Annotated in this window: 18 protein-coding genes and 1 other RNA gene; 8 read left to right on the top strand and 11 right to left on the bottom strand. The window is 58.7% G+C overall.

All coding sequences use genetic code 11. The annotated features are described in order from the left end of the window. Positions 1 to 5: 5 nt before the first annotated feature. Positions 6 to 479 carry a winged helix-turn-helix transcriptional regulator gene (locus tag ACW9JC_RS01450; RefSeq protein WP_457453129.1) on the bottom strand — a complete coding sequence of 158 codons (474 nt, stop codon included), beginning with the start codon at positions 477 to 479 and terminating at the stop codon, positions 6 to 8. Here ACW9JC_RS01450 and ACW9JC_RS01455 point away from each other — a divergent pair. Further along, a complete protein-coding gene (locus ACW9JC_RS01455) occupies positions 478 to 1,614 on the top strand; it encodes an alkene reductase (RefSeq protein WP_457453130.1) in 1,137 nt (378 codons plus the stop codon). The genes ACW9JC_RS01450 and ACW9JC_RS01455 overlap by 2 nt on opposite strands. Positions 1,615 to 1,707: 93 nt before the next feature. Here ACW9JC_RS01455 and ssrA read toward each other — a convergent pair. The 7 genes from ssrA to ACW9JC_RS01490 form a co-directional block, all read right to left on the bottom strand. Next, positions 1,708 to 2,104, bottom strand: a transfer-messenger RNA (tmRNA) gene (gene ssrA / locus ACW9JC_RS01460). A gap of 95 nt (positions 2,105 to 2,199) precedes the next feature. Beyond that, positions 2,200 to 2,475, bottom strand: coding sequence for a hypothetical protein (locus tag ACW9JC_RS01465; protein ID WP_150731763.1), 276 nt, complete (start codon positions 2,473 to 2,475; stop codon positions 2,200 to 2,202). A 192-nt stretch (positions 2,476 to 2,667) separates the two neighbouring features. Further along, the gene (locus ACW9JC_RS01470) at positions 2,668 to 5,478 is read right to left on the bottom strand and encodes an FAD-binding and (Fe-S)-binding domain-containing protein (protein ID WP_457453131.1); all 2,811 of its coding nucleotides are present in this window, start codon (positions 5,476 to 5,478) and stop codon (positions 2,668 to 2,670) included. After that, positions 5,475 to 6,146: a LutC/YkgG family protein gene (locus tag ACW9JC_RS01475; RefSeq protein WP_457453133.1), complete on the bottom strand. Its 672-nt coding sequence runs from the start codon at positions 6,144 to 6,146 to the stop codon at positions 5,475 to 5,477. The genes ACW9JC_RS01470 and ACW9JC_RS01475 overlap by 4 nt, the downstream gene beginning before the upstream one ends. Then, a complete protein-coding gene (locus tag ACW9JC_RS01480; protein WP_457453134.1) occupies positions 6,146 to 7,600 on the bottom strand; it encodes a LutB/LldF family L-lactate oxidation iron-sulfur protein in 1,455 nt (484 codons plus the stop codon). Before ACW9JC_RS01480 ends, ACW9JC_RS01475 begins: the two co-directional genes overlap by 1 nt. Beyond that, positions 7,597 to 8,421, bottom strand: coding sequence for a (Fe-S)-binding protein (locus tag ACW9JC_RS01485; protein ID WP_457453135.1), 825 nt, complete (start codon positions 8,419 to 8,421; stop codon positions 7,597 to 7,599). Before ACW9JC_RS01485 ends, ACW9JC_RS01480 begins: the two co-directional genes overlap by 4 nt. Before the next feature lie 151 nt (positions 8,422 to 8,572). Next, positions 8,573 to 10,267, bottom strand: coding sequence for a lactate permease LctP family transporter (locus ACW9JC_RS01490; protein ID WP_338584627.1), 1,695 nt, complete (start codon positions 10,265 to 10,267; stop codon positions 8,573 to 8,575). Between the two features lie 263 nt (positions 10,268 to 10,530). Between ACW9JC_RS01490 and ACW9JC_RS01495 the strand changes: the two genes are divergently transcribed. Further along, positions 10,531 to 11,298: a GntR family transcriptional regulator gene (locus tag ACW9JC_RS01495; protein ID WP_338584628.1), complete on the top strand. Its 768-nt coding sequence runs from the start codon at positions 10,531 to 10,533 to the stop codon at positions 11,296 to 11,298. A gap of 119 nt (positions 11,299 to 11,417) precedes the next feature. Here the strand turns inward: ACW9JC_RS01495 and smpB are convergent, their stop codons facing one another. Beyond that, positions 11,418 to 11,900: an SsrA-binding protein SmpB gene (gene smpB / locus ACW9JC_RS01500; RefSeq protein WP_007933497.1), complete on the bottom strand. Its 483-nt coding sequence runs from the start codon at positions 11,898 to 11,900 to the stop codon at positions 11,418 to 11,420. Between the two features lie 118 nt (positions 11,901 to 12,018). Here smpB and ACW9JC_RS01505 point away from each other — a divergent pair, with 118 nt between their 5' ends. Genes ACW9JC_RS01505 through ACW9JC_RS01515 form a run of 3 tightly spaced genes read left to right on the top strand, consistent with a single transcriptional unit; the run spans position 12,019 to position 14,171 of the window. Then, entirely contained in the window at positions 12,019 to 13,422 is a 1,404-nt protein-coding gene (locus ACW9JC_RS01505) for a sodium-dependent transporter (protein ID WP_457453138.1), read from the top strand. 7 nt (positions 13,423 to 13,429) lie between these two features. Beyond that, positions 13,430 to 13,864 carry a type II toxin-antitoxin system RatA family toxin gene (locus ACW9JC_RS01510; protein WP_457453139.1) on the top strand — a complete coding sequence of 145 codons (435 nt, stop codon included), beginning with the start codon at positions 13,430 to 13,432 and terminating at the stop codon, positions 13,862 to 13,864. Beyond that, complete coding sequence (locus ACW9JC_RS01515) at positions 13,857 to 14,171, top strand: RnfH family protein (protein ID WP_457453141.1); 315 nt, start codon at positions 13,857 to 13,859, stop codon at positions 14,169 to 14,171. Before ACW9JC_RS01510 ends, ACW9JC_RS01515 begins: the two co-directional genes overlap by 8 nt. A 60-nt stretch (positions 14,172 to 14,231) precedes the next feature. Here ACW9JC_RS01515 and ACW9JC_RS01520 read toward each other — a convergent pair whose 3' ends face one another. Continuing rightward, positions 14,232 to 14,759 carry an outer membrane protein assembly factor BamE gene (locus ACW9JC_RS01520; protein ID WP_338584631.1) on the bottom strand — a complete coding sequence of 176 codons (528 nt, stop codon included), beginning with the start codon at positions 14,757 to 14,759 and terminating at the stop codon, positions 14,232 to 14,234. A 97-nt stretch (positions 14,760 to 14,856) separates the two neighbouring features. Between ACW9JC_RS01520 and fur the strand changes: the two genes are divergently transcribed. Continuing rightward, positions 14,857 to 15,261 (top strand): ferric iron uptake transcriptional regulator, encoded by a 405-nt coding sequence (gene fur / locus ACW9JC_RS01525; protein WP_003197684.1) that lies wholly within the window; start codon positions 14,857 to 14,859, stop codon positions 15,259 to 15,261. Between the two features lie 72 nt (positions 15,262 to 15,333). On the opposite strand, the gene recN is transcribed toward fur, so the two are convergent. Next, a complete protein-coding gene (gene recN / locus ACW9JC_RS01530; protein ID WP_448106293.1) occupies positions 15,334 to 17,007 on the bottom strand; it encodes a DNA repair protein RecN in 1,674 nt (557 codons plus the stop codon). A 239-nt stretch (positions 17,008 to 17,246) separates the two neighbouring features. Between recN and grpE the strand changes: the two genes are divergently transcribed. Beyond that, positions 17,247 to 17,813 carry a nucleotide exchange factor GrpE gene (gene grpE, locus ACW9JC_RS01535; RefSeq protein WP_338584633.1) on the top strand — a complete coding sequence of 189 codons (567 nt, stop codon included), beginning with the start codon at positions 17,247 to 17,249 and terminating at the stop codon, positions 17,811 to 17,813. Positions 17,814 to 17,915: 102 nt separating this feature from the next. Next, on the top strand, positions 17,916 to 19,832 hold the full coding sequence (gene dnaK / locus ACW9JC_RS01540; protein WP_150731776.1) for a molecular chaperone DnaK: 1,917 nt from the start codon (positions 17,916 to 17,918) through the stop codon (positions 19,830 to 19,832). Positions 19,833 to 19,930: the final 98 nt, after the last annotated feature.

Here is a 19,930-nt window from a genome sequence, read left to right on the forward strand (position 1 = left end):
AACATTCAGCCAGTTCGATCTCGAACCACAGCACTGCATGGCAGCAGCCGATGTACCTCGTCGAGCTCTCTGGCGTGATGGGTTCCCCAATCAATGAGGGACTCCAGAATGGGCCGCAAGCTTTCGCCAAGCGGGGTGAGCAGGTATTCGATGCCTTGGCGATCCTCGGCGCTGGGTTGCCGGCTCACCATTCCATGTTCCTCAAGCGCTCGCAGCTGCTCGATCAACACCTTCTGGGAAATGCCGGCGATGCGCTTTTCCAGATCACAGGTGCGTTGCGGGCCGTCCAGCAGGACATGAAGGATGACCGCTTTCCAGCGTCCGGAAAGGACACCTAGCGCACGTTCGACTGGCAAGCCGGGGAGTCTATTGATCGTCTTCATTTGCAACCACTGACCAAACGGTGTGTAGAGGGGGCGACTTTCGAAAAGTACATTTTCCTTCCGATCCGATCCGATCCGACCTGAAGGAAAATCCATGATAGACCTGTTTGATTCCCAATTGGTTGGCGGCACCGTTGCGCTGACGAACCGCATCGTCATGGCGCCGATGACTCGCACACGGACCTCCGAGGGTGACATCCCGAACGAGTTGATGGCCACCTACTACGGGCAGCGGGCCAGCGCCGGCCTGATCGTGACCGAGGCAACTGACGTTGCACCATCCAGCAACGGCTACGCGCTGACCCCCGGCATCTACACGCAGGACCAGCGGCAGGGCTGGCGTCTGGTGACCGATGAGGTTCACCGCAAAGGCGGCACGATATTCTCGCAACTCTGGCACGTCGGCAGGATGGCCCATCCATCGCTCATGCCCAACGGCGAAGCGCCATGGGGCGTCACCGAGGAAAGGGCGGATTCGCAAGTGTTTGCCCACGGCCCGGATGGCACGTTGGGCTATATGCCCGCAGGCCAGCCAAGACGCCTGAGGACGGAAGAAGTGTTTGCCTTGGTCGGCACCGTTACCCAAGCCTGCGTCCAGGCGCGGGAGGCTGGATTTGACGGAGTCGAAATCCACGCAGCCAACGGTTACCTGTTCGAACAGTTAATGAACTCGGTGCTCAACACGCGCACAGATTGCTTCGGCGGCGGTAGCGTAGAAAACCGCACACGGTTCCTGATGGAAGTGGTTGAAGCGGCGGTGCGTGAGTTGGGGCCTGGGCGCGTGGGTGTCCGCCTGTCGCCGTTCGGCAAGTTCAACGGGATTCCGGCGGACCCTCTGACTGAAGAAACCTTGCTGTACGTTGCCGATAAACTGGGCCGCCTCGGCGTCGCCTACCTGCATCTGGTCTACGAACTGATGCCGGAAGCGAATATGGAGGTTGCCGAGTTCAAATCGCGTCACCTCGATCACGCGCTGCTGGCCAAGGTTCGAGCGGCGTTCCCCGGAAAAATCATCTGGTGCGGCGGATTCACTGACCGCCAGAGCGCGCAGGATGCGCTCGACACCGGGTTGGTGGACCTGATCGCCTTCGGCAGACCCTACATCGCAAACCCGGACCTGGTGGAGCGTCTCAAGCATGACTGGCCGTTGGCGGAAGCGGACCGATCAGCGTATTACACACGGCGTGGGGAAAGGGGGTACACGGATTTTGCTGCGTATTCTGAGCGGTAGTGTTGCGGGCGGAATCGCGGCTCATGGACGCCAGGGTTTTGCTGAATTTCAGGCACAAAAAAAGACGTCCGTGGACGTCTTTAGATGATAATTTGGTGGAGCCGGGGGGATTTGAACCCCCGTCCGCCAGTACTCCGCTGTCGGTACTACATGCGTAGCCGTGTCTATTAAGTTAACCCTCAGCGACCCGACGGGCAGGGTGCTTTGGGCGAGTTGTGTAAGTTTTAGCCGCTTCGTCCACAACGTACTGCACGGCGATTCTGTTCTATATGACAATCACTTTGGGTTTACAGACATCCCCTGGTGATTGCTGGGCCCGAAGGCACCAGAAGCTCAGGGCTAAGGCTGCTTACGCAGCGAGAGCGAATTCCTGGCCGTAGTCTTTGTCATTGGCAACTATAAGTAGTTGCAACAGTGGATTTACGAGTTCTGTTACCAACTCGGCATGCACCTAAAGTTTCGCAACCGGCGTCGAATCCTAAACGGCCCCGAACTCATTGCTCGTGAATCAAATGAGCAACAAGCCTGCACAGTCTACGTCAATGTGGCGCGGAAGGCCAACCCGAAGGTTGGCCCTGCCAGGGATCAGTTCCGGGTTGGGTTACGAATTTGCATTTTGGTGATGATGCCTGAGGTGACTTCGACGCAATCCTTATCGTTCCCGGCTGCCTGAGAGGCTTTCGCTTTGGTCAGTGCGGCTTTTACGGTGTCCATTGTGCCTTCCGGAAGGGAGGGCGCACTGTCCACGAAATCGCTTATTTGTTGAATATTCCCCGCACACAGATCCTTATCCGCCGCAAACACCGGCGACGCCAACATTGCAGCAGCGATGAACAATCCAGCAATTGCAGAGTGCTTCATGAGTATCTCCTTGCGCATGAGGGCTCGGTGCTGCCAGTGAAGGGGGCCGCTGGCCGAGGTGGTTATAAGCCCTTTCACAGGGCCTAGCTAAATGACTATAGCCGCGCGCAGGAATTCGGTTTTTTTTTCGGGTGGATGATGGTGATGCACAGCAAAAAGGGGCAAAAAATGCCCCTTTTCTATCCGTCACCCTTAAGCCGGGCGCGCTTGCGTCACTCGGTCCACCAGATACACCAACCCGTGATAATCGATCCCGCCATGCTGGCTCAGGCCGATTTCGCAGGTGCGGCTGGTGGAAATGCCTTCGCTGCAATACTGCACCGCGTCCTTCAAGGTGCGCAGCGAATGCGCATTCAATTCCGGCGTGGTGAAGCCTTTGTCGCCGGCAAATCCGCAGCAGTGAATGCCTTCGGGGATGACCACGTTGTTGCTGCACTTGCGCGCCAGATCGATCAGGGCCTGGCTTTCGCCAAGGTGCTGGGTGCTGCACGTGACATGCACCGCGATTGGTGTTTCCTGCGGGGTGAAGTCCAGGCGATCCATCAAATGCGTCCGGATGAAACGCACCGGATCGTAGAGGTCCAGGCGCACATCGCCCAGATCTTGCGTCAGGCGCAAGGTGCAGGGGCTGGTGTCGCAGTAGATTGGATCGAGCCCGCCACGGCTGGCGTGGAGCAAGGCACCGATCAGCTCCTGGCGTTTGTGTTCGGCCTGTTCGGCATAGCCTTTGGAAGCGAACGGTTGGCCGCAGCAGAGGTTATCCAGATTGTCCGGGAAGACCACCTGATAACCGGCCTTTTCCAGCAAGCCGCGGGTTTTGTCGTACAGCGACATTTGCTCCTTGTCGCGAGCCGCCGGGCCCATGGCGCGTGAAACACACGCGGCCAGATACACCACGCGCGGGCGCTCGTCCGTCACCGTCGGGCTGAAGCGAATGGCTTTTTCCGGTTGCGGCATGGCGTTGGTCCATTGTGGGACCTGACCTTTGGACAAGCGCGTCAACGTCGCCGATAGCTTCGCCAATCGTGGTGCGCCCAACAACATCCGTGCACCGTTGGCCACGTGCAGGGTGAAGCGCGCGCCTTGCAGCGCCGTGGCGAAATTGCCTTCAAGCCAATTGGCGGTTTTCGTATGGGTGGCGTGCTGGCCGCGAAGCTTTTTCACCAGTTCGCCGGTATTGATTCCCACGGGGCAGCGTTGCGCACACAGACCGGTGGCGGCGCAGGTGTCGATGCCCTGGTATTCATACGCGGCTTCAAGTTCGCGGGTGTCGACCCCTGCGCGTTTCTTCGCCTGTATGTCACGCCAGATCACGATGCGCTGGCGCGGGCTCAGGGTCAGGCCTTTCGACGGGCAGACCGGTTCGCAGAAGCCGCATTCGATGCACTTATCCACAATCTCGTCGGCGGCCGGCAACGGCTTGAGATGCTTGAGATGGATCTGCGGGTCGTCGCTGAGCACCACGTCCGGGTTGAGAATGCCATTGGGGTCGAGCAGGCGTTTGAGCTGCCACATCAACTGGTAGGCATCGCTGCCCCATTCCAGTTCGACGAACGGCGCCATGTTGCGTCCGGTGCCGTGTTCAGCCTTGAGCGAGCCGCCGAACTCGACGGCGACCAACTGCGCGACATCGTCCATGAACGCCTGGTAGCGTGCGACTTCTTCCGGATTGTTGAAGCCTTGGGTGAAGACGAAGTGCAGATTGCCTTCCAGTGCGTGTCCGAAAAGGATCGCTTCGTCGTAGTGATGTTTGTCGAACAACTCGATCAGCCGGTTCACGCCGATGGCCAGTTGTTCCACCGGGAAGGTCACGTCTTCGATGATCACTGTGGTCCCGGTTTTGCGCACTGCGCCAACGGCGGGGAAGGTGTCCTTGCGGATCGCCCAGAGCCGGGCGTTTTCCAGCGGGTCTTCAGTGAAGTCGACTTGCTTCTCCACCGGGAAAGACGCCAGCGACGCCATGATCTGTGCCAATTGTTCGTGCAGCAGTGTGGACGACGCTGCGCGGGATTCGATCAGCAGGGCGCAGGCATTGTTCGACAGATGCTGTACGAAAGCGGGCATGCCGGGTTTGCTTTGCACCGAACGCAAACTGCGTCGGTCCAGCAGTTCCACCGCCGACACCGGTTGGCTTTTCAATACGGTGACCGCGTTGCAGCAGGTTTCCACATCCGGGAATACGATCAGCGCCGAGGCCTTGTTCGGGTGATCGATCACTGTGTCGTAGGTCACCGCGCTGATGAAGCCAAGCGTACCTTCGGAACCCACCAGCAGGTGGCTCAAGATATCCACAGGCTCGTCGTAATCCACCAGGGCGTTGAGTGACAGGCCGGTGGTATTTTTCAGACGGTATTTGTGGCGAATTTTGGCGGCGAGTTCAGCGTTTGCCCGCGTCTCGCGCCCCAACGTCGCCAGACGTTCCAGCAGCTCACCATGGCTTTGGCGGAATGCCGCGACACTGGCGGCATCTTCGGTATCGAGACGACTGCCATCGGCCAGCACCAATCGAATACCTGCCAGGGTGTGATAGGTATTTTGCGCCGTGCCGCAGCACATGCCGCTGGCATTGTTGGCGACGATGCCGCCGATTTTGCAGGCGTTGATCGACGCCGGGTCCGGGCCGATCTTGCGCCCGAACGGCGCCAGCCACGCGTTGGCCTGCGCGCCGATCACGCCCGGTTGCAGACGAATCTGTGTGCCTTGGCCACGGATCTCGCGACCGTTCCAGTTATCCCCAAGCACGATCAGCACCGAATCGCTGATGGCTTGCCCGGACAGGCTGGTGCCGGCGGCGCGGAAGGTCACCGGCACCTGATCGCGCTGGGCCAGTTTCAGCAGCGCCACCACTTCATCTTCGGACTCGACGCGGATCACCAGTTGCGGAATCAGTCGATAGAAACTGGCGTCGGTGCCGAAAGCCAGGGTCGACAACGGGTCGTCGAAGCGACGCTCGCGGGGAATCAGTTGCTGCGCATCACGCAGAAAAGCGGCCGGTAGACTCATTGGTCCTCCAGGATCAACACCACCAGATCTTTTGGACCGTGGGCGCCGTAGGCCAGCACTTGTTCAATGTCAGCGGTTTTCGATGGGCCGGAGACTAGCAGCGCATTGGTCGGCATGCCTTGGGCCCAGTCGAACTCCTGCTGCACCTGATAGAAGTTGTCGCGGATTTCGCTGGCCTTGAGCAGGGCGAAATGTACCGGTGGCGCGAGGCTCATCAGGCGCGGCTCTTCCCGCGTTGGCCAGAGAATCAGGCTACCGGTCGCGGCGATGGCGCCGAGGGTGCCGGTCAGGCTCGCCGGAGTGTCGTTGAACAGTTCTGCTTTCCATTCTTCCATTGGGCGATCGTAGGCCTTGAGTGTCGGCAGGCCAGGATTTTTCTCCCAGTGTTGTGCGACACGTTGACCGTGAGGTGTGGTCGGCGCGATCAGCAGACTCGGCAACTGACGTTCCTTTAGCAACTGTGCGAGCAACTCAGGCCAGGCTTCACCTGACGTCAGGTGGATTTCCGTGTGTACGGCTTCCATCAGTTTGCGCAGTTGCGGGATGCGTTGTTCGGCGGTGTAGGTGTAAGGCTGCGTCACCAGATCGACATCGAAGTTGTCAGCCACCGGCGTGGTGCCTGTCAGACTTTTGCGCAGTTTGGCGAGGATGTTTTGCTTGGCGCTCATCAACGATCTCCCTGTTTGGCCAGATGCTCGCGAGCCATGTCATGCAACGAGCGGGCAGCGGGTTTCGGGGCGCTGTGGTTTTGCGTCCACGGGCCGACATTGCTCGGCGTAAGCGCACGCAGGCGCGTAGCGGCCAGACCGAACAGGCGATACAGCGTGGGTGAGCTATTGAGCTTCGCCCAGGCGTTCCAGATGAAACGTTCCTTGCGCGAGTACTTGCTGCCCTGGCCGCGCATCACTTGATGGGTGCTGTCCGGCGCCTTGACGTTCTCTTCGCGCAAGCGACGCAGCAAGGAAGGGATCGGAATTTTTACCGGGCAGACTTCACCGCAGGCACCGCACAACGAAGAGGCGCTCGGGTGGTCGGGGACTTTCGCCAGGCCAACCATGTGCGGGGTGATGATTTTTCCGATAGGGCCGGGGTAAACCTCGCCGTAGGCATGGCCGCCGATTCGGGTATAGACCGGGCAATGATTCATACAGGCGCCGCAGCGGATGCAGTTCAGGGTCTGACGCAACTCGCTATCGGCAAAGGCCTGGCTGCGACCGTTGTCGAGCAGCACCAGATGCACTTCCTGCGGGCCGTCGAGCTCATGTTCCTTGCGCGGGCCGGAGATCATGTTGACGTAAGTGGTGATCGGGATACCCAGCGCCGAGCGGGTCAGCAGCGACAGTAGCGGCACCACGTCGCGCAGTTTTTCCACGACTTTTTCGATACCGGTCACGGCGATATGCACCGGCGGAACCGTGGTGGTCATGCGGCCGTTGCCTTCGTTTTCCACCAGCAGCAAGGTGCCGGTTTCGGCCACGGCGAAGTTGACACCTGAGACGCCGATGTCCGCTTCGAAAAATTTCTGCCGCAGGACCCTGCGACCGATCTGAATAAGTTGGTCTACGTCCTTGGTGTATTCCACGCCAAGTTTGTCATGGAACAAGGACGCGACCTGACCGGCGTTCTTGTGGATCGCCGGCATGATTATGTGTGAAGGCTTCTCGTGGTCGAGCTGGACGATGTACTCGCCCATGTCCGATTCCAGGCATTCAATGCCCTGTTCAGCGAGGACATGGTTCATCTCCATCTCTTCGCTGACCATCGATTTGCCCTTGATCACTTGCCGCCCCTCGTGAGCGCGGATGATCGAGAGGACGATGCCATTGGCCTCGTCCACCGTTTCCGCCCAGTGCACTGTCACACCGTTGCGGGTCAGGTTCTGTTCAAGTTGCTCGAGCAGGTCGGGCAACTTGGATAACGCACGGGCGCGGACGGCATTGCCCAGCGCACGCAACTGTTCTCTTTCGTGGGCATCGCTGAAAGCGGCCGCACGTTTGCTCATCAGCGAATCCATCGCCTTGCGGAAGTTGCCTCGCAATTGCGCGTCACCCAAAGCCTCGTGAGCCCGGGTGCGGAAATCCTCTTCTACGGTAACCGTAGGAATAATCTCGGCGGCGCTCATCGGGCACCTCCGGTACGCTGCCAGAGGAAGCTGGCGAGATGTTGGCCGCGCAACGCTTCCTGCTGTTTTTCCAGCGAGCCGTTGATGTTCATCAGACAACCGCAGTCGGCACTGAGTACCTTGTGCGCGCCGGATTCCTTCAACGAGCGGGTCTTGTCAGCCACCATCGCGCCGGAAATATCTGGCATACGGACGCTGAAAGTCCCACCGAAGCCACAGCATTCGCTTTCATGGCTGTGGTCGACTCGTTCCACGTTGCTCAGCTGCGCCAACAACTCACGGCCGTGCAGGTGGGTGTTCATTTCACGGCGTGCCGAACACGACGTGTGCAACGCGACTTTTACCGGCTCGCCACTGTCATTGAGCTGCACCTTGCAGACAAACAACAGGAACTCGGCCAGCTCAAAGGTTCTGGCGGCCAGGGCCTGAACCTGCTTCAGCGTGTCCGGCTCGTCCTTGAACAAGTCGGCATAGTGTTCACGCAACATGCCCGCGCAGGAGCCCGAAGGCACCACGACCGGATAATCCCCGGCGAACAGCGCCAGTTGCGAGCGTGCTACGGTCCGTGCCTGATCGGTGTAACCCGAGGTGTAGGCCGGTTGACCGCAGCAGCTTTGCCCTTGCGGGTATTCGACACGGATGCCTTCGCGCTCCAGCAAGTGGATCGCGTCCATTCCGGCTTCCGGGTAGAACAAGTCCACTACGCAGGTCCCGAACAGGTACACCCGTTGCGGTTTCTCGCTGGGGTATTGCCGAGGCTCGGGCAGTGGCGGGGCGACACGGGTCGCATTCGGCACAGCGTTGTAAAAAAGCTCGCTCATCAGGCGTGTCTCCGGGTGGGCCCGGTTATCCGTCCGCTGAGGCTGCTGAATATAGAGTGAGATCCTTTCAGCAGCCTTACAGACCGGGTTGTGAATAGCTGACGCCGGAATCGTGGTCCGGCGTCGGTTTTTTCCATGTCGCGTGTAGTACTTAGTGCACCAGCATGCCGGTGAACCAGTAGGCTTGAGCCAGGGTGATCAAACCGACAATCGTGGCGAAGAACAGGCTGTGCTTGAGGGTGAAGCGGAACAGGTCAGATTCCTTGCCCACCAGGCCAGTCGCAGCGCACGCCACGGCGATCGATTGTGGCGAGATCATCTTGCCGGTCACGCCACCGCTGGTGTTCGCCGCGACCAGCAGGGTGTCATTGACGCCGATCTGGTGTGCGGTGGTCGCTTGCAGCGAACTGAACAGCGCGTTGGACGAGGTATCGGAGCCAGTCAGGAACACGCCCAGCCAACCGAGGAACGGCGAGAAGAACGGGAACGCTGCGCCAGTGCCGGCCAACACCAGGGCCATGGTCGACGACATGCCCGAGTAGTTGGTGACGAAGGCAAAAGCCAGCACCATGCCGATGGACAGGATCGGCCAGCGCAGTTCGTAGAAGGTCTCTTTCAAAGTGGTAAGACCAGTTTTGAAATTGATCTTCAACACCAGCATCGAGATCAACGCCGAGAAGAAAATCGCCGTGCCGGTCGCGGAAATCGGGTCAAGTTTGAACACCGCTGGAATGGCGGTCGGGTTGGCCACGATCGGCGCGACCTTGATCACCATTTGATCAAGATGCGGGATGGCAAAGTTGAACACGAAGCTGTACATCGAACCGCCGGCGGCAAACATCGCCTTGAACGGTTTCAGGGTCCAGATGGTGACCAGCACGGTCAGGATCAGGAACGGCGACCAGGCCTTGAAGATTTCACCCAGGCTGTAAGGCGAGGCAACGGTGCTGCGTTTCTGGCCGAAACCACCGACGCTTGCGGTGACCACGGAGGCCGAAACGGCGCCGGCGATGTGTTGGCCGGCGGCGCGTTTTGGCTGCCAGACTTTCAGGAACAGGGTCAGGGAGATCAGGCTGGCCAGGGCCGAGGTGATGTCCGGCAGTTCCGGGCCGATGAAGTTCGACGTGAAGTACTGGGTCACGGCGAAGCTCAAACCGGCGACCAATGCTGCCGGCCAGGTTTCCCGGACGCCGCGCAGGCCATCCATCATGAACACCAGCCAGAACGGCACGAACAGCGACAGCAGCGGCAGTTGGCGACCGGTCATGGCGCCGATCTTGAACGCGTCGATGCCGGTCACTTGGCCGGCGACGATGATCGGAATCCCCAGGGCGCCGAAGGCTACCGGAGCGGTGTTCGCGATCAGGCACAGGCCTGCGGCGTACAACGGGTTGAAGCCCAGTCCGACCAACAGCGCGGCGGTAATCGCCACCGGCGCACCGAAACCGGCCGCACCTTCAAGGAAGGCACCGAAGCAGAAGCCGATCAGCAGCACTTGCAGGCGCTGGTCGTCGGTAATCGACAGCACCGAGCTGCGGATCACTTCGAACTGGCCACTCTTGACCGTCAGCTTGTAGAGGAAAACCGCCGCCACGATGATCCAGGCAATCGGCCACAGGCCGTAGGCGAAGCCATATCCGGCGGCGGCGAACGCCATGTCGACGGGCATCTGGAAGGCGAAGATCGCCACCAGGATCGACAAGCCCAGCGTGATACTGCCGGCCACATGGCCTTTGAGGCGGAACACGGCCAGGGCCAGGAAGAAAAACACGATGGGAATGACGGCTGCGAGCGCGGATAAACCGAGGCTGCCGAGAGGGCTGTAGAGCTGTTGCCAGGTTTGCATATGGGGTGGCCCCTAATTGTTGTTGGTCAGGCACTGATCAGCGTTCTTGGATAATTGGTAAGACCAATTTACAATCGCTGTTGGCTAGGGTAAAAGTCTTGTGTGCGGTGTGTCAATTTGCCGCCCTAAAACTTTTGTCGAATGCGTGGCCTGATCGGGCATCTGATCCGCTCGGTTAAATGTTGTCTGGCAGGTGCTGGCGCGGCGCGAATCGGCCAGAATAGAGCCCCGGCGAGCCGTCGGGATCGTGGAGAAATCGAGTTATGGGGTTTGATCAGATTCGTCAGCGCCGTTTGTCTGACGATATTGTCGAGCAGCTGGAGGGCATGATCCTCGAAGGCACGCTGAAGGCGGGCGAGCGCTTGCCGGCCGAGCGCGCATTGGCCGAGCAATTCGGCGTATCGCGTCCTTCCTTGCGTGAGGCCATTCAAAAGTTGACGGCCAAGGGCTTGCTGGTCAGTCGTCAGGGCGGCGGCAATTATGTGGTGGAATCCCTGGGCACGACCTTCAGTGATCCATTGCTACAACTGCTGGAAAGTAATCCCGAAGCTCAGCGAGACCTGCTGGAATTTCGCCACACCCTGGAAGCGTCCTGTGCTTATTACGCGGCGTTACGTGCTACTGATGTGGATCGCGAGCGACTGACTGCGGCCTTCAATGAATTGCAGGACTGCTATTCGCGGCACGATGAAGTCAGTCGGGCGGAAGAGGGCGCGGCGGATGCCAAGTTCCACTTGGCGATTGCCGAGGCCAGCCATAACGCGGTTTTGTTGCACACCATTCGTGGCTTGTTCGATCTGCTCAAGCGCAACGTGGTGACCAACATCGGCGGCATGTACAAGCAGCGCACCGAAACCCGCGACATGCTGATCACGCAGCACCGGGAGTTGTACCTGGCGATTATCGAAGGCAGGGCGGAACAGGCGCGGGAGGTTTCCAGTCGGCACATTCTGTATGTACAGGAAGTGCTGGAAGAAGTGCGTCAGGAAGTGCAGCGCATGGCCCGGGCGGAGCGGCGCAAGGGGATGTGATCGTTAAGCGCAAAAAAAGATCGCAGCCTGCGGCAGCTCCTACAAGGAACGTATTCCAAGGTAGGAGTTGCCGCAGGCTGCGATCTTTTCGCTAGCGCCGCAAAACTCAGGCCGAAAGATTAATCTTCCTTGCCCTTGTTGCGCACCGCACGCTGCAACTCGCGACCGGCGTCACGTTCGCGTTCGGTATCACGCTTGTCGTATTCCTTCTTGCCCTTGCCCAGAGCGATCTCGCACTTGACCATGTGCTTGCTCCAGTACCAGGACAGGCAGACGCAGGCGTAGCCCTTCTGCTGCACGGCGGCGGCGAGCTTTTCCAGCTCGCGCCGGTTGAGCAGGAGTTTACGGGTGCGGACCGGGTCAGCGATGACGTGGGTACTGGCAGTCGTCAACGGCGTGATATGGCTGCCAAGCAGCCAGGCTTCGCCATCCTTGAGCAGTACGTAACTGTCAACCAGCTGCAGCTTGCTTGCCCGCAGACTTTTTACTTCCCAGCCGGCCAGGACCAGACCAGCCTCGAACTTATGCTCGATGAAGTAATCGTGTCGCGCCTTTTTATTTTGCGCGATGGTCCCTGTTGGGTGTTTCTTCTGTTTAGCCATAGGGGCGGCATTATAGGGAGTTGCAAGCAAGTCGGCTACGGTGTTGCTGCGTGCTTGAGCAGGTTGATTGAATCCCGGACAATGCGCGCTCTTTTTTCAACGCTTGGTCGTAATATCAATGTCGACAGACAAGGTTTCTGTCCACGGCAGTTGGGCTAGCCGCTGGGTTTTCATACTCGCCGCGACCGGTTCGGCCGTGGGGCTGGGCAGCATCTGGAAATTCCCGTACATGGTCGGCGTCTATGGCGGCGGCGCCTTCGTGCTCATGTTCCTGGCCTGTATCGCGCTGATCGGCATTCCGGTGATGTTGGCGGAAACCCTGATCGGCCGGCGTGCGCGGCAGAGTCCGGCCAACGCCTTGAAGGTGCTGGCGCTGGAGGCGGGGCATTCGGCCAAATGGTCCTGGGGCGCCTTTGCCGGGATGATCACGGCGTTACTGATCCTGTCTTTCTATAGCGTCGTTGGCGGTTGGTCGCTCGATTACATCATCGACATGGGGCGTGGCGATTTCCAGGGGGCGACACCTGATCAGGTGGGCGCCTATTTTGGCAGCGTCATTGCCGACCCGTGGCGCCTGACACTTTGGCACACGATTTTCCTGCTGCTGTCGGCGATCGTGATCGCCAAGGGCGTGGTTGCCGGGCTTGAGCGCAGCCTGCGGATCATGATGCCGCTGCTGTTCGTGATGATCCTTGTGCTGTTGGGCTACAGCATGACCACCGGGCATTTCATGGAAGGCGTGCATTTCATGTTCGACTTCCAGCCGGAAAAAGTTCTCGACGGCTTGTTGCCAGCCATGGGGCACGCGTTCTTTTCCCTGAGCGTGGGTGTCGGTTCAATCATGATCTACGGCGCATATATGCCGAAGAACTCGTCGCTTTCCGGGACCGTGGTTGGCGTGGCATTGCTCGATACCTTTGTTTCGCTGGTGGCCGGCCTGGCGTTGTTTCCGATTGTGTTCGCCGCAGGGCTGAACCCGAGCGAAGGCCCTGGTCTGATGTTTGTCAGCCTGCCGTTTGCCTTCGGTAACGTAGCGTTCGGCCAAGTGATGGGCGTAGTGTTCTTCGTGCTGGTGGCGATTGCAGCCTGGAGTTCGGCGATCTCGCTACTTGAGCCGATGGTGGCGTACCTGGTCGAGCGGAGCAAAATCAGCCGCGCCTGGGTGACCTTCTGGCTGGCATTCAGCTGTTGGTTTGTTGGCCTGGGCACTGTGTTTTCCTTCAATATCTGGAAGGAAGCCAGGTTTTTCGTGAACGAAGACGGTTTGTTCCACCTCTATCAATGGGGCGCTGCGGGCGGACTGGACTTCTTTGGCGTGATCGATTTCTTCACCTCGCGAATCATGTTGCCACTCGGTGGTTTGTGTTTCGTGGTGTTTGCGGGCTGGGTGATGGGGCGGGAAGCGGTGCGCGACGAATTGTCGATCCGTAATCCTGCATTGTTCGCCTTGTCTTTGTTTTTGATGCGCTATGTGGCGCCCATCGGCATTCTCGTAGTATTTGCCGCCCAGCTGTGGAAGTGACGCTGACATGACGACACACATTTCACGTTCGGCCTTGTTGCCGTACCCGGCGCAAGCCCTGTATGACCTGGTCAACGACGTGGCGCGGTACCCGGAGTTCCTGCCCTGGTGCTCAACAGCTGAAGTCCTCGAAAGCTCCCCCGAACACATGCGCGCCAGCGTCGGTGTGGCCAAGGGGGGGCTCAGCCAGCATTTCGTGACGCGTAATACGTTGGTTCCCGGCCAGTCGATTGAAATGAACCTGGAAGAAGGGCCTTTCACTCAGTTGCACGGCGTCTGGGTATTCAAGCCGTTGGGCGAAAAGGCCTGCAAGATCAGTCTGGATCTGTCGTTCGATTACGCCGGCCCCATTATTCGCGCAACACTCGGACCGTTGTTCAATCAGGCGGCCAACACGCTGGTGGATGCGTTCTGCCAGCGGGCCAAGCAAATATATGGTTGAGGCAGGAGTCGAGATCGAGGTGGCGTATGCCGCCGTGGATCGTCAGGTGCTTTTGTCGGTAACCGTGCCGGCAGGGACGAGCGTTCGGGCGGCGATGCTCAAATCCGGTATCGGCCAGGCGTTTCCGGAGCTGGATTTGGCTGCATGTCCTGTGGGAATTTTCGGCAAAGTGATCGTCGACGCGGATAGTCGACCGGTTCAGTCAGGGGATCGCATCGAAATTTACCGGCCATTGCTGGCGGATCCGAAGGAAGTTCGTCGGTTGCGTGCGGCCAAGGCGGCCGAGGCTAAAGCCCGGAATCAGTGAATCGGTAAACGCCAGTCAATAAAAAACCCGGACATGCCGGGTTTTTTATTGCGTCGCAAATTATTGCGGCGTGGTGTCCAGTGGTTCTGGAGTCGGGACTGGAACAGTCTCTACACCGTCTACTTCTTTCTGGATCTGATCGAGCAACGAGCCTGGCTTGGTCGGTTTTTCCGGTTTCGGCTTCTCGACGTTCTCTGCTGGGGCGGCCACTGTCGTGCCACTGTCCTTGCCGAGTATGGCTTCGTCGCGGCTCACGCCTGGCATGAAATCACCAGAGAGGCTGACAAGCTGATCATTTGGGTTGAAGATAACGCTAATGCGTTCCTGTTGGCGTTCACCGCCACCCGGTTGCAGGCTGTACAGATAATCCCAGCGATCGGCATGGAACGTGTCGGTCAGCAGAGGGTTACCCATGATAAACCGTACTTGCTTGCGGGTCATTCCCGGGCGTAACTGGTCTATCATGTCCTGCGTGACGACATTGCCCTGCTGGATGTCGATTTTGTAAACCCCGGGGAATGAACAACCGGCGAGTGCGAGCAGTCCCACAAAGGTGAAACTGGTTAGCAAGAGCTTGGTGTTTTGCATCGGTGGGCGACTTCCACTATCTTGGCTGGGACAACGTAAACGCCGATCATACCCGCATTAAGAGAAGCTGCGAAGCAGCATCGCGAGAAAGCTGACCATGGTTGAAAATAGCGAACTACGCAAAGCCGGCCTCAAAGTGACCCTGCCACGGGTCAAAATTCTGCAAATGCTCGATTCCGCCGAGCAACGCCACATGAGTGCTGAAGATGTTTATAAGGCACTGATGGAGGCTGGCGAGGACGTCGGTCTGGCCACGGTTTACCGTGTTCTGACCCAGTTCGAGGCAGCTGGCCTTGTGGTGCGGCACAACTTCGACGGGGGCCATGCGGTCTTCGAGCTGGACGACGGCAAGCATCACGACCATATGGTCAACGTCGAAACCAGCGAAGTGATCGAATTCTTCGACGAAGAAATCGAGCGCCTGCAGAAAGCAATCGTCGACAAGTATGGCTTCGAGATGGTTGATCACAATCTGGTGCTGTACGTACGCAAGAAAAAGTAAGCAGTCGCGCGAACCTGGTTCGCGAAACGAACGAAGGCGACCCCAGGGTCGCCTTCGTGCTTTCTGCTTGCCTTAAACTTTTGCGGTAACCACCATTTTTTTGGCGTGAGCCAGGGATTCCTTGGTGAGATCGATGCCGCCCAGCATTCGAGCGACTTCTTCGACACGATCGTTCTTGCTCAACTTGGAGACGGCGGTGCGAGTGGCGTCTTCCCCACGAACCTTGTGCACAAACAAATGCTGGTGACCTTGTGCCGCCACTTGCGGCAAATGGGTCACGGTCAGTACCTGCCCGCGTTCGCCAAGTCGACGCAGCAACTGGCCGACGATCTCGGCGGTCGGGCCGCCAATGCCCACGTCAACTTCGTCGAACACGAGCGTCGGCACGCGAGAGGTTTGTGCGGTGATCACCTGGATGGCCAGACTGATCCGCGACAGTTCACCGCCCGATGCGACCTTCGCCAAGGCTTTTAAAGGCTGCCCCGGGTTGGCGCTGACGAGTAATTCAACCTGTTCAAGTCCGTTAGGCAGCAGCTCATCGCCACTGTTCGGGCGTAGCTCGATGGTAAAACGGCCGCCGGGCATGCCCAGTCGCTGGATTTCCTGCTCCACGGCGCTGGCCAGGCTGCTGGATGCCTGGTGGCGCAAGTCGCTCAGCTCCCGGGCCTTTTCCTGATAGTGGCGGGCATAAGATGACAGCTCGTCGCTCAGTCGCTCGATGGACTCATCGTTGGCATTCAGTGTTTCGATTTCATCCAGCAGGCGCTGTTGCATCTCCGCGACTTCGGTCGGTTGAATGCGATGTTTGCGCGCCATGGTGTAAATCGCGTCGAGACGTTCTTCCAAGTATTGAAGTCGCGCCGGATCAGCGTCGAAATTGTCCAGGAAGCGGTTGAGCTCGCCCACGGCTTCTTCAACTTGAATCTGCGCGCTGGTCAGCAAGCTGCTGGCTTCGCCCAGTGCGCCAATCGAGTTGTTCACGCTCGACAGGCGGTTGAGGCTGGCGGTGAGGGCATTCAGGACATTGCCGGAATCACTTTCGCTGCACTGCTCGACCACTTGCCGGCAAATGCCCAGCAAGGTTTCGGCATTGGTCAGGTTCTTGTGTTCCTGTTCCAGCTGTTCCAGCTCATTGTCGCCAAGGCCGAGGTTTTCCAGCTCTTCAAGTTGATAGCTGAGCAGTTGGTGGCGGGCGCGCTGCTCATCGCCGGAATTGGAGAGTCGCTCCAGTTCCTGGCGAGTCTGGCGCCAGCGCTGGGCGGCAAGCTGTACCTGCCGGGCGAGATCGGTCGCACCGGCGTACTCGTCGAGCAGGCGGCGGTGGGTGTCGGTCTTGAGCAGGGATTGGTGTTCGTGCTGGCTGTGGATGTCGATCAGCAGCTCGCCCAGTGCCTTGAGGTCGCCCAAAGGACAGGGCGTGCCGTTGATGTAGCCGCGCGAGCGACCTTCGGCGGTGATCACTCGACGCAGGATGCATGGACCGTCGTTTTCGAGGTCGCGTTCGGCCAGCCAGGCGCTGGCTTCAGGAATGTCGGCCAGGTCGAAGGTTGCCAGGATGTCGGCCTTGTCTGCACCGGGGCGGACCACGCCGCTGTCGGCGCGATCGCCGAGGGTCAGGCCCAGGGCGTCGAGCATGATCGACTTGCCGGCGCCGGTTTCCCCCGTGATCACGCTCATTCCGCGATCGAGTTCGAGATCGAGATGTTCAACGATGGCGTAGTTGTGTACGGACAGGTGCACCAGCATAAAGGCCGCTCCCAGGCTTTAGGTCTGGTTATTTATACAGTGTTTTGTTTCTGGCTGACAATGCCCTCGCTTAGCTCGTTTCGCTTGATCCGACGAAATCCTTAGCGCGCCTTGGAATGACAATGCTGAGCTTTTTGTAGGGTTAATCACTTCCACCCCTTGAAGCGGGATTTTGCGGCCCCATATAGCTGGGCAGAAGCGCGAGTCGAGCTCGCGGACGATATTGAAAGGAGAATTTTATGGCTGACGAACAGACAGTGGATACGCAAAATCTAGACGCCGATCAGGCTCCCCAGTCCTCGGGTGATGACCTGGCGGCTCGTGTACAAGTGCTCGAAGAGCAACTGGCAGGCGCGCAGGATCAGGCTTTGCGTGTAGCCGCCGATCTGCAGAACGTCCGCCGTCGTGCAGAGCAGGATGTAGAAAAGGCGCACAAATTCGCGCTGGAAAAATTCGCCGGCGATCTGCTGCCGATCATCGACAGCCTGGAGCGCGGCCTGGAGTTGTCCAATCCGGATGACGAAAGCATCCGTCCAATGCGCGAAGGCATCGAGCTGACCCTGAAAATGTTCCAGGACACCCTGAAGCGTTATCAGCTGGAAGCGATCGATCCGCATGGCGAACCGTTCAACGCCGTTCTTCATCAGGCGATGGCCATGCAGGAAAGCGCTGACGTCGAGCCGAACAGCGTGCTCAAGGTGTTCCAGAAGGGCTACCAGCTCAATGGTCGTCTGCTGCGCCCGGCAATGGTCGTGGTCAGCAAGGCACCGGCGCCAGTTTCGCCTTCGATCGACGAGCAGGCTTGAAATTAGCCGCAAGGCCCCCATTTAGAAGTCAAGCGTTTAAGTGCTACCGCAGTTAGCCACCACTGCTGCGGCAACCAAATCCAAAGTTTCGGGAGAGTGAACATGGGCAAAATTATCGGTATCGACCTGGGGACTACCAACTCCTGCGTCTCCGTTCTTGAAAATGGCGTAGCCAAAGTTATTGAAAACGCCGAAGGCGCGCGTACCACGCCGTCGATCATCGCTTACGCCAACGATGGCGAAATCCTGGTAGGCCAGTCCGCCAAGCGTCAGGCAGTGACCAATCCGCACAACACCCTGTACGCGGTGAAGCGTCTGATCGGTCGTCGCTTCGAAGAAGAAGTCGTACAGAAAGACATCCAGATGGTGCCTTACAAGATCGCCAAGGCTGACAACGGCGACGCTTGGGTTGAAGTGAACGGCCAGAAAATGGCGCCGCCACAAATCTCGGCTGAAATTCTGAAGAAGATGAAGAAGACCGCCGAAGACTACCTCGGCGAGCCAGTGACCGAAGCGGTGATCACCGTTCCGGCCTACTTCAACGACAGCCAGCGTCAGGCGACCAAAGACGCCGGCCGCATCGCGGGCCTCGACGTAAAACGTATCATCAACGAACCAACCGCAGCTGCTCTGGCTTACGGTATGGACAAGGCCAAGGGCGATCACACCGTGATCGTTTACGACCTGGGCGGCGGTACTTTCGACGTTTCCGTGATCGAAATCGCCGAAGTTGATGGTGAGCACCAGTTCGAAGTATTGGCCACCAACGGCGATACGTTCCTGGGTGGTGAAGACTTTGACATTCGTCTGATCGACTACCTCGTCGACGAATTCAAGAAAGAAAGCGGCATGAACCTCAAGGGTGATCCGCTGGCCATGCAGCGCCTGAAAGAAGCCGCTGAAAAAGCCAAGATCGAGTTGTCTTCCGCTCAGTCGACCGACGTGAACCTGCCGTACATCACTGCAGACGCCACCGGTCCTAAGCACCTGAACGTGAAGATCTCCCGCGCCAAGCTGGAAGCGCTGGTTGAAGACCTGGTTCAACGCACCATCGAACCTTGCCGCATCGCTCTGAAAGACTCCGGTATCGATGTTGGCGCGATCAACGACGTGATCCTGGTTGGCGGTCAGACCCGTATGCCACTGGTTCAGAAGCTGGTGACCGAGTTCTTCGGTAAAGAAGCTCGTAAAGACGTGAACCCGGACGAAGCCGTTGCCATGGGTGCTGCCATCCAGGGCGCCGTACTGGCCGGTGACGTTAAAGACGTTCTGCTGCTCGACGTTAGCCCGCTGACCCTGGGTATCGAAACCATGGGCGGCGTGATGACTGCGCTGATCGAGAAAAACACCACGATTCCTACCAAGAAATCGCAAGTGTTCTCGACTGCCGACGACAACCAGGGCGCCGTGACCATTCACGTGCTGCAAGGTGAGCGTAAGCAGGCTGCACAGAACAAGTCCCTGGGCAAGTTCGACCTGGCCGAGATTCCACCAGCACCACGTGGTGTGCCACAAATCGAAGTGACCTTCGACATCGACGCCAACGGCATCCTGCACGTAGGCGCGAAAGACAAGGCTACTGGCAAGACTCAGTCGATCGTGATCAAGGCCAACTCCGGTCTGTCCGACGAAGAAATCGAGCGCATGGTGCGTGATGCCGAGGCTAATGCCGAGGAAGACCGCAAGTTCGAAGAGCTGGCCGCTGCCCGTAACCAGGGTGATGCACTGGTTCACTCGACGCGCAAAATGGTCGCTGATGCTGGCGATAAAGTGAGCGCTGAAGAGAAGACTGCAATCGAAGCTGCTGTTGTAGCGCTGGAAGCCGCTGTTAAAGGCGACGACAAGGCTGCGATCGAGGCCAAGGTTGAAGAGCTGTCCAAGGTCTCCGCGCCAGTGGCTCAGAAAATGTACGCCGAACAGGCTCAGCCAGCTGAAGGCGCGGCACCGCAAGGTGAGTCGGCTGAGAAGGCTGACGACGTTGTCGATGCTGAGTTCGAAGAAGTAAAAGACCACAAGTAAGTTGTTGGTCGCCCGGTTGACTGCCTTCAGGCGGTGACTGGTAGGATGTCGCCGCGCGGGAGCTTGCTCCCGCGTTGGCGTGTCTGGAATACGCGAAT

The sequence above is a fragment of the Pseudomonas sp. SDO5591_S426 genome, from assembly GCF_054070755.1.

What these genes read in the sequence shown, in the direction of transcription:
- ACW9JC_RS01470 (WP_457453131.1), bottom strand. Translation starts at nt 5,478, where the DNA reads ATGAGTCTACCGGCCGCTTTTCTGCGTGATGCGCAGCAACTGATTCCC.
- ACW9JC_RS01510 (WP_457453139.1), top strand. Translation starts at nt 13,430, where the DNA reads ATGACGACACACATTTCACGTTCGGCCTTGTTGCCGTACCCGGCGCAA.
- ACW9JC_RS01520 (WP_338584631.1), bottom strand. Translation starts at nt 14,759, where the DNA reads ATGCAAAACACCAAGCTCTTGCTAACCAGTTTCACCTTTGTGGGACTG.
- smpB (WP_007933497.1), bottom strand. Translation starts at nt 11,900, where the DNA reads ATGGCTAAACAGAAGAAACACCCAACAGGGACCATCGCGCAAAATAAA.
- ACW9JC_RS01475 (WP_457453133.1), bottom strand. Translation starts at nt 6,146, where the DNA reads ATGAGCGCCAAGCAAAACATCCTCGCCAAACTGCGCAAAAGTCTGACA.
- ACW9JC_RS01505 (WP_457453138.1), top strand. Translation starts at nt 12,019, where the DNA reads ATGTCGACAGACAAGGTTTCTGTCCACGGCAGTTGGGCTAGCCGCTGG.
- grpE (WP_338584633.1), top strand. Translation starts at nt 17,247, where the DNA reads ATGGCTGACGAACAGACAGTGGATACGCAAAATCTAGACGCCGATCAG.
- ACW9JC_RS01480 (WP_457453134.1), bottom strand. Translation starts at nt 7,600, where the DNA reads ATGAGCGCCGCCGAGATTATTCCTACGGTTACCGTAGAAGAGGATTTC.
- dnaK (WP_150731776.1), top strand. Translation starts at nt 17,916, where the DNA reads ATGGGCAAAATTATCGGTATCGACCTGGGGACTACCAACTCCTGCGTC.
- ACW9JC_RS01515 (WP_457453141.1), top strand. Translation starts at nt 13,857, where the DNA reads ATGGTTGAGGCAGGAGTCGAGATCGAGGTGGCGTATGCCGCCGTGGAT.
- ACW9JC_RS01465 (WP_150731763.1), bottom strand. Translation starts at nt 2,475, where the DNA reads ATGAAGCACTCTGCAATTGCTGGATTGTTCATCGCTGCTGCAATGTTG.
- ACW9JC_RS01455 (WP_457453130.1), top strand. Translation starts at nt 478, where the DNA reads ATGATAGACCTGTTTGATTCCCAATTGGTTGGCGGCACCGTTGCGCTG.
- recN (WP_448106293.1), bottom strand. Translation starts at nt 17,007, where the DNA reads ATGCTGGTGCACCTGTCCGTACACAACTACGCCATCGTTGAACATCTC.
- fur (WP_003197684.1), top strand. Translation starts at nt 14,857, where the DNA reads ATGGTTGAAAATAGCGAACTACGCAAAGCCGGCCTCAAAGTGACCCTG.
- ACW9JC_RS01490 (WP_338584627.1), bottom strand. Translation starts at nt 10,267, where the DNA reads ATGCAAACCTGGCAACAGCTCTACAGCCCTCTCGGCAGCCTCGGTTTA.
- ACW9JC_RS01495 (WP_338584628.1), top strand. Translation starts at nt 10,531, where the DNA reads ATGGGGTTTGATCAGATTCGTCAGCGCCGTTTGTCTGACGATATTGTC.
- ACW9JC_RS01450 (WP_457453129.1), bottom strand. Translation starts at nt 479, where the DNA reads ATGGATTTTCCTTCAGGTCGGATCGGATCGGATCGGAAGGAAAATGTA.
- ACW9JC_RS01485 (WP_457453135.1), bottom strand. Translation starts at nt 8,421, where the DNA reads ATGAGCGAGCTTTTTTACAACGCTGTGCCGAATGCGACCCGTGTCGCC.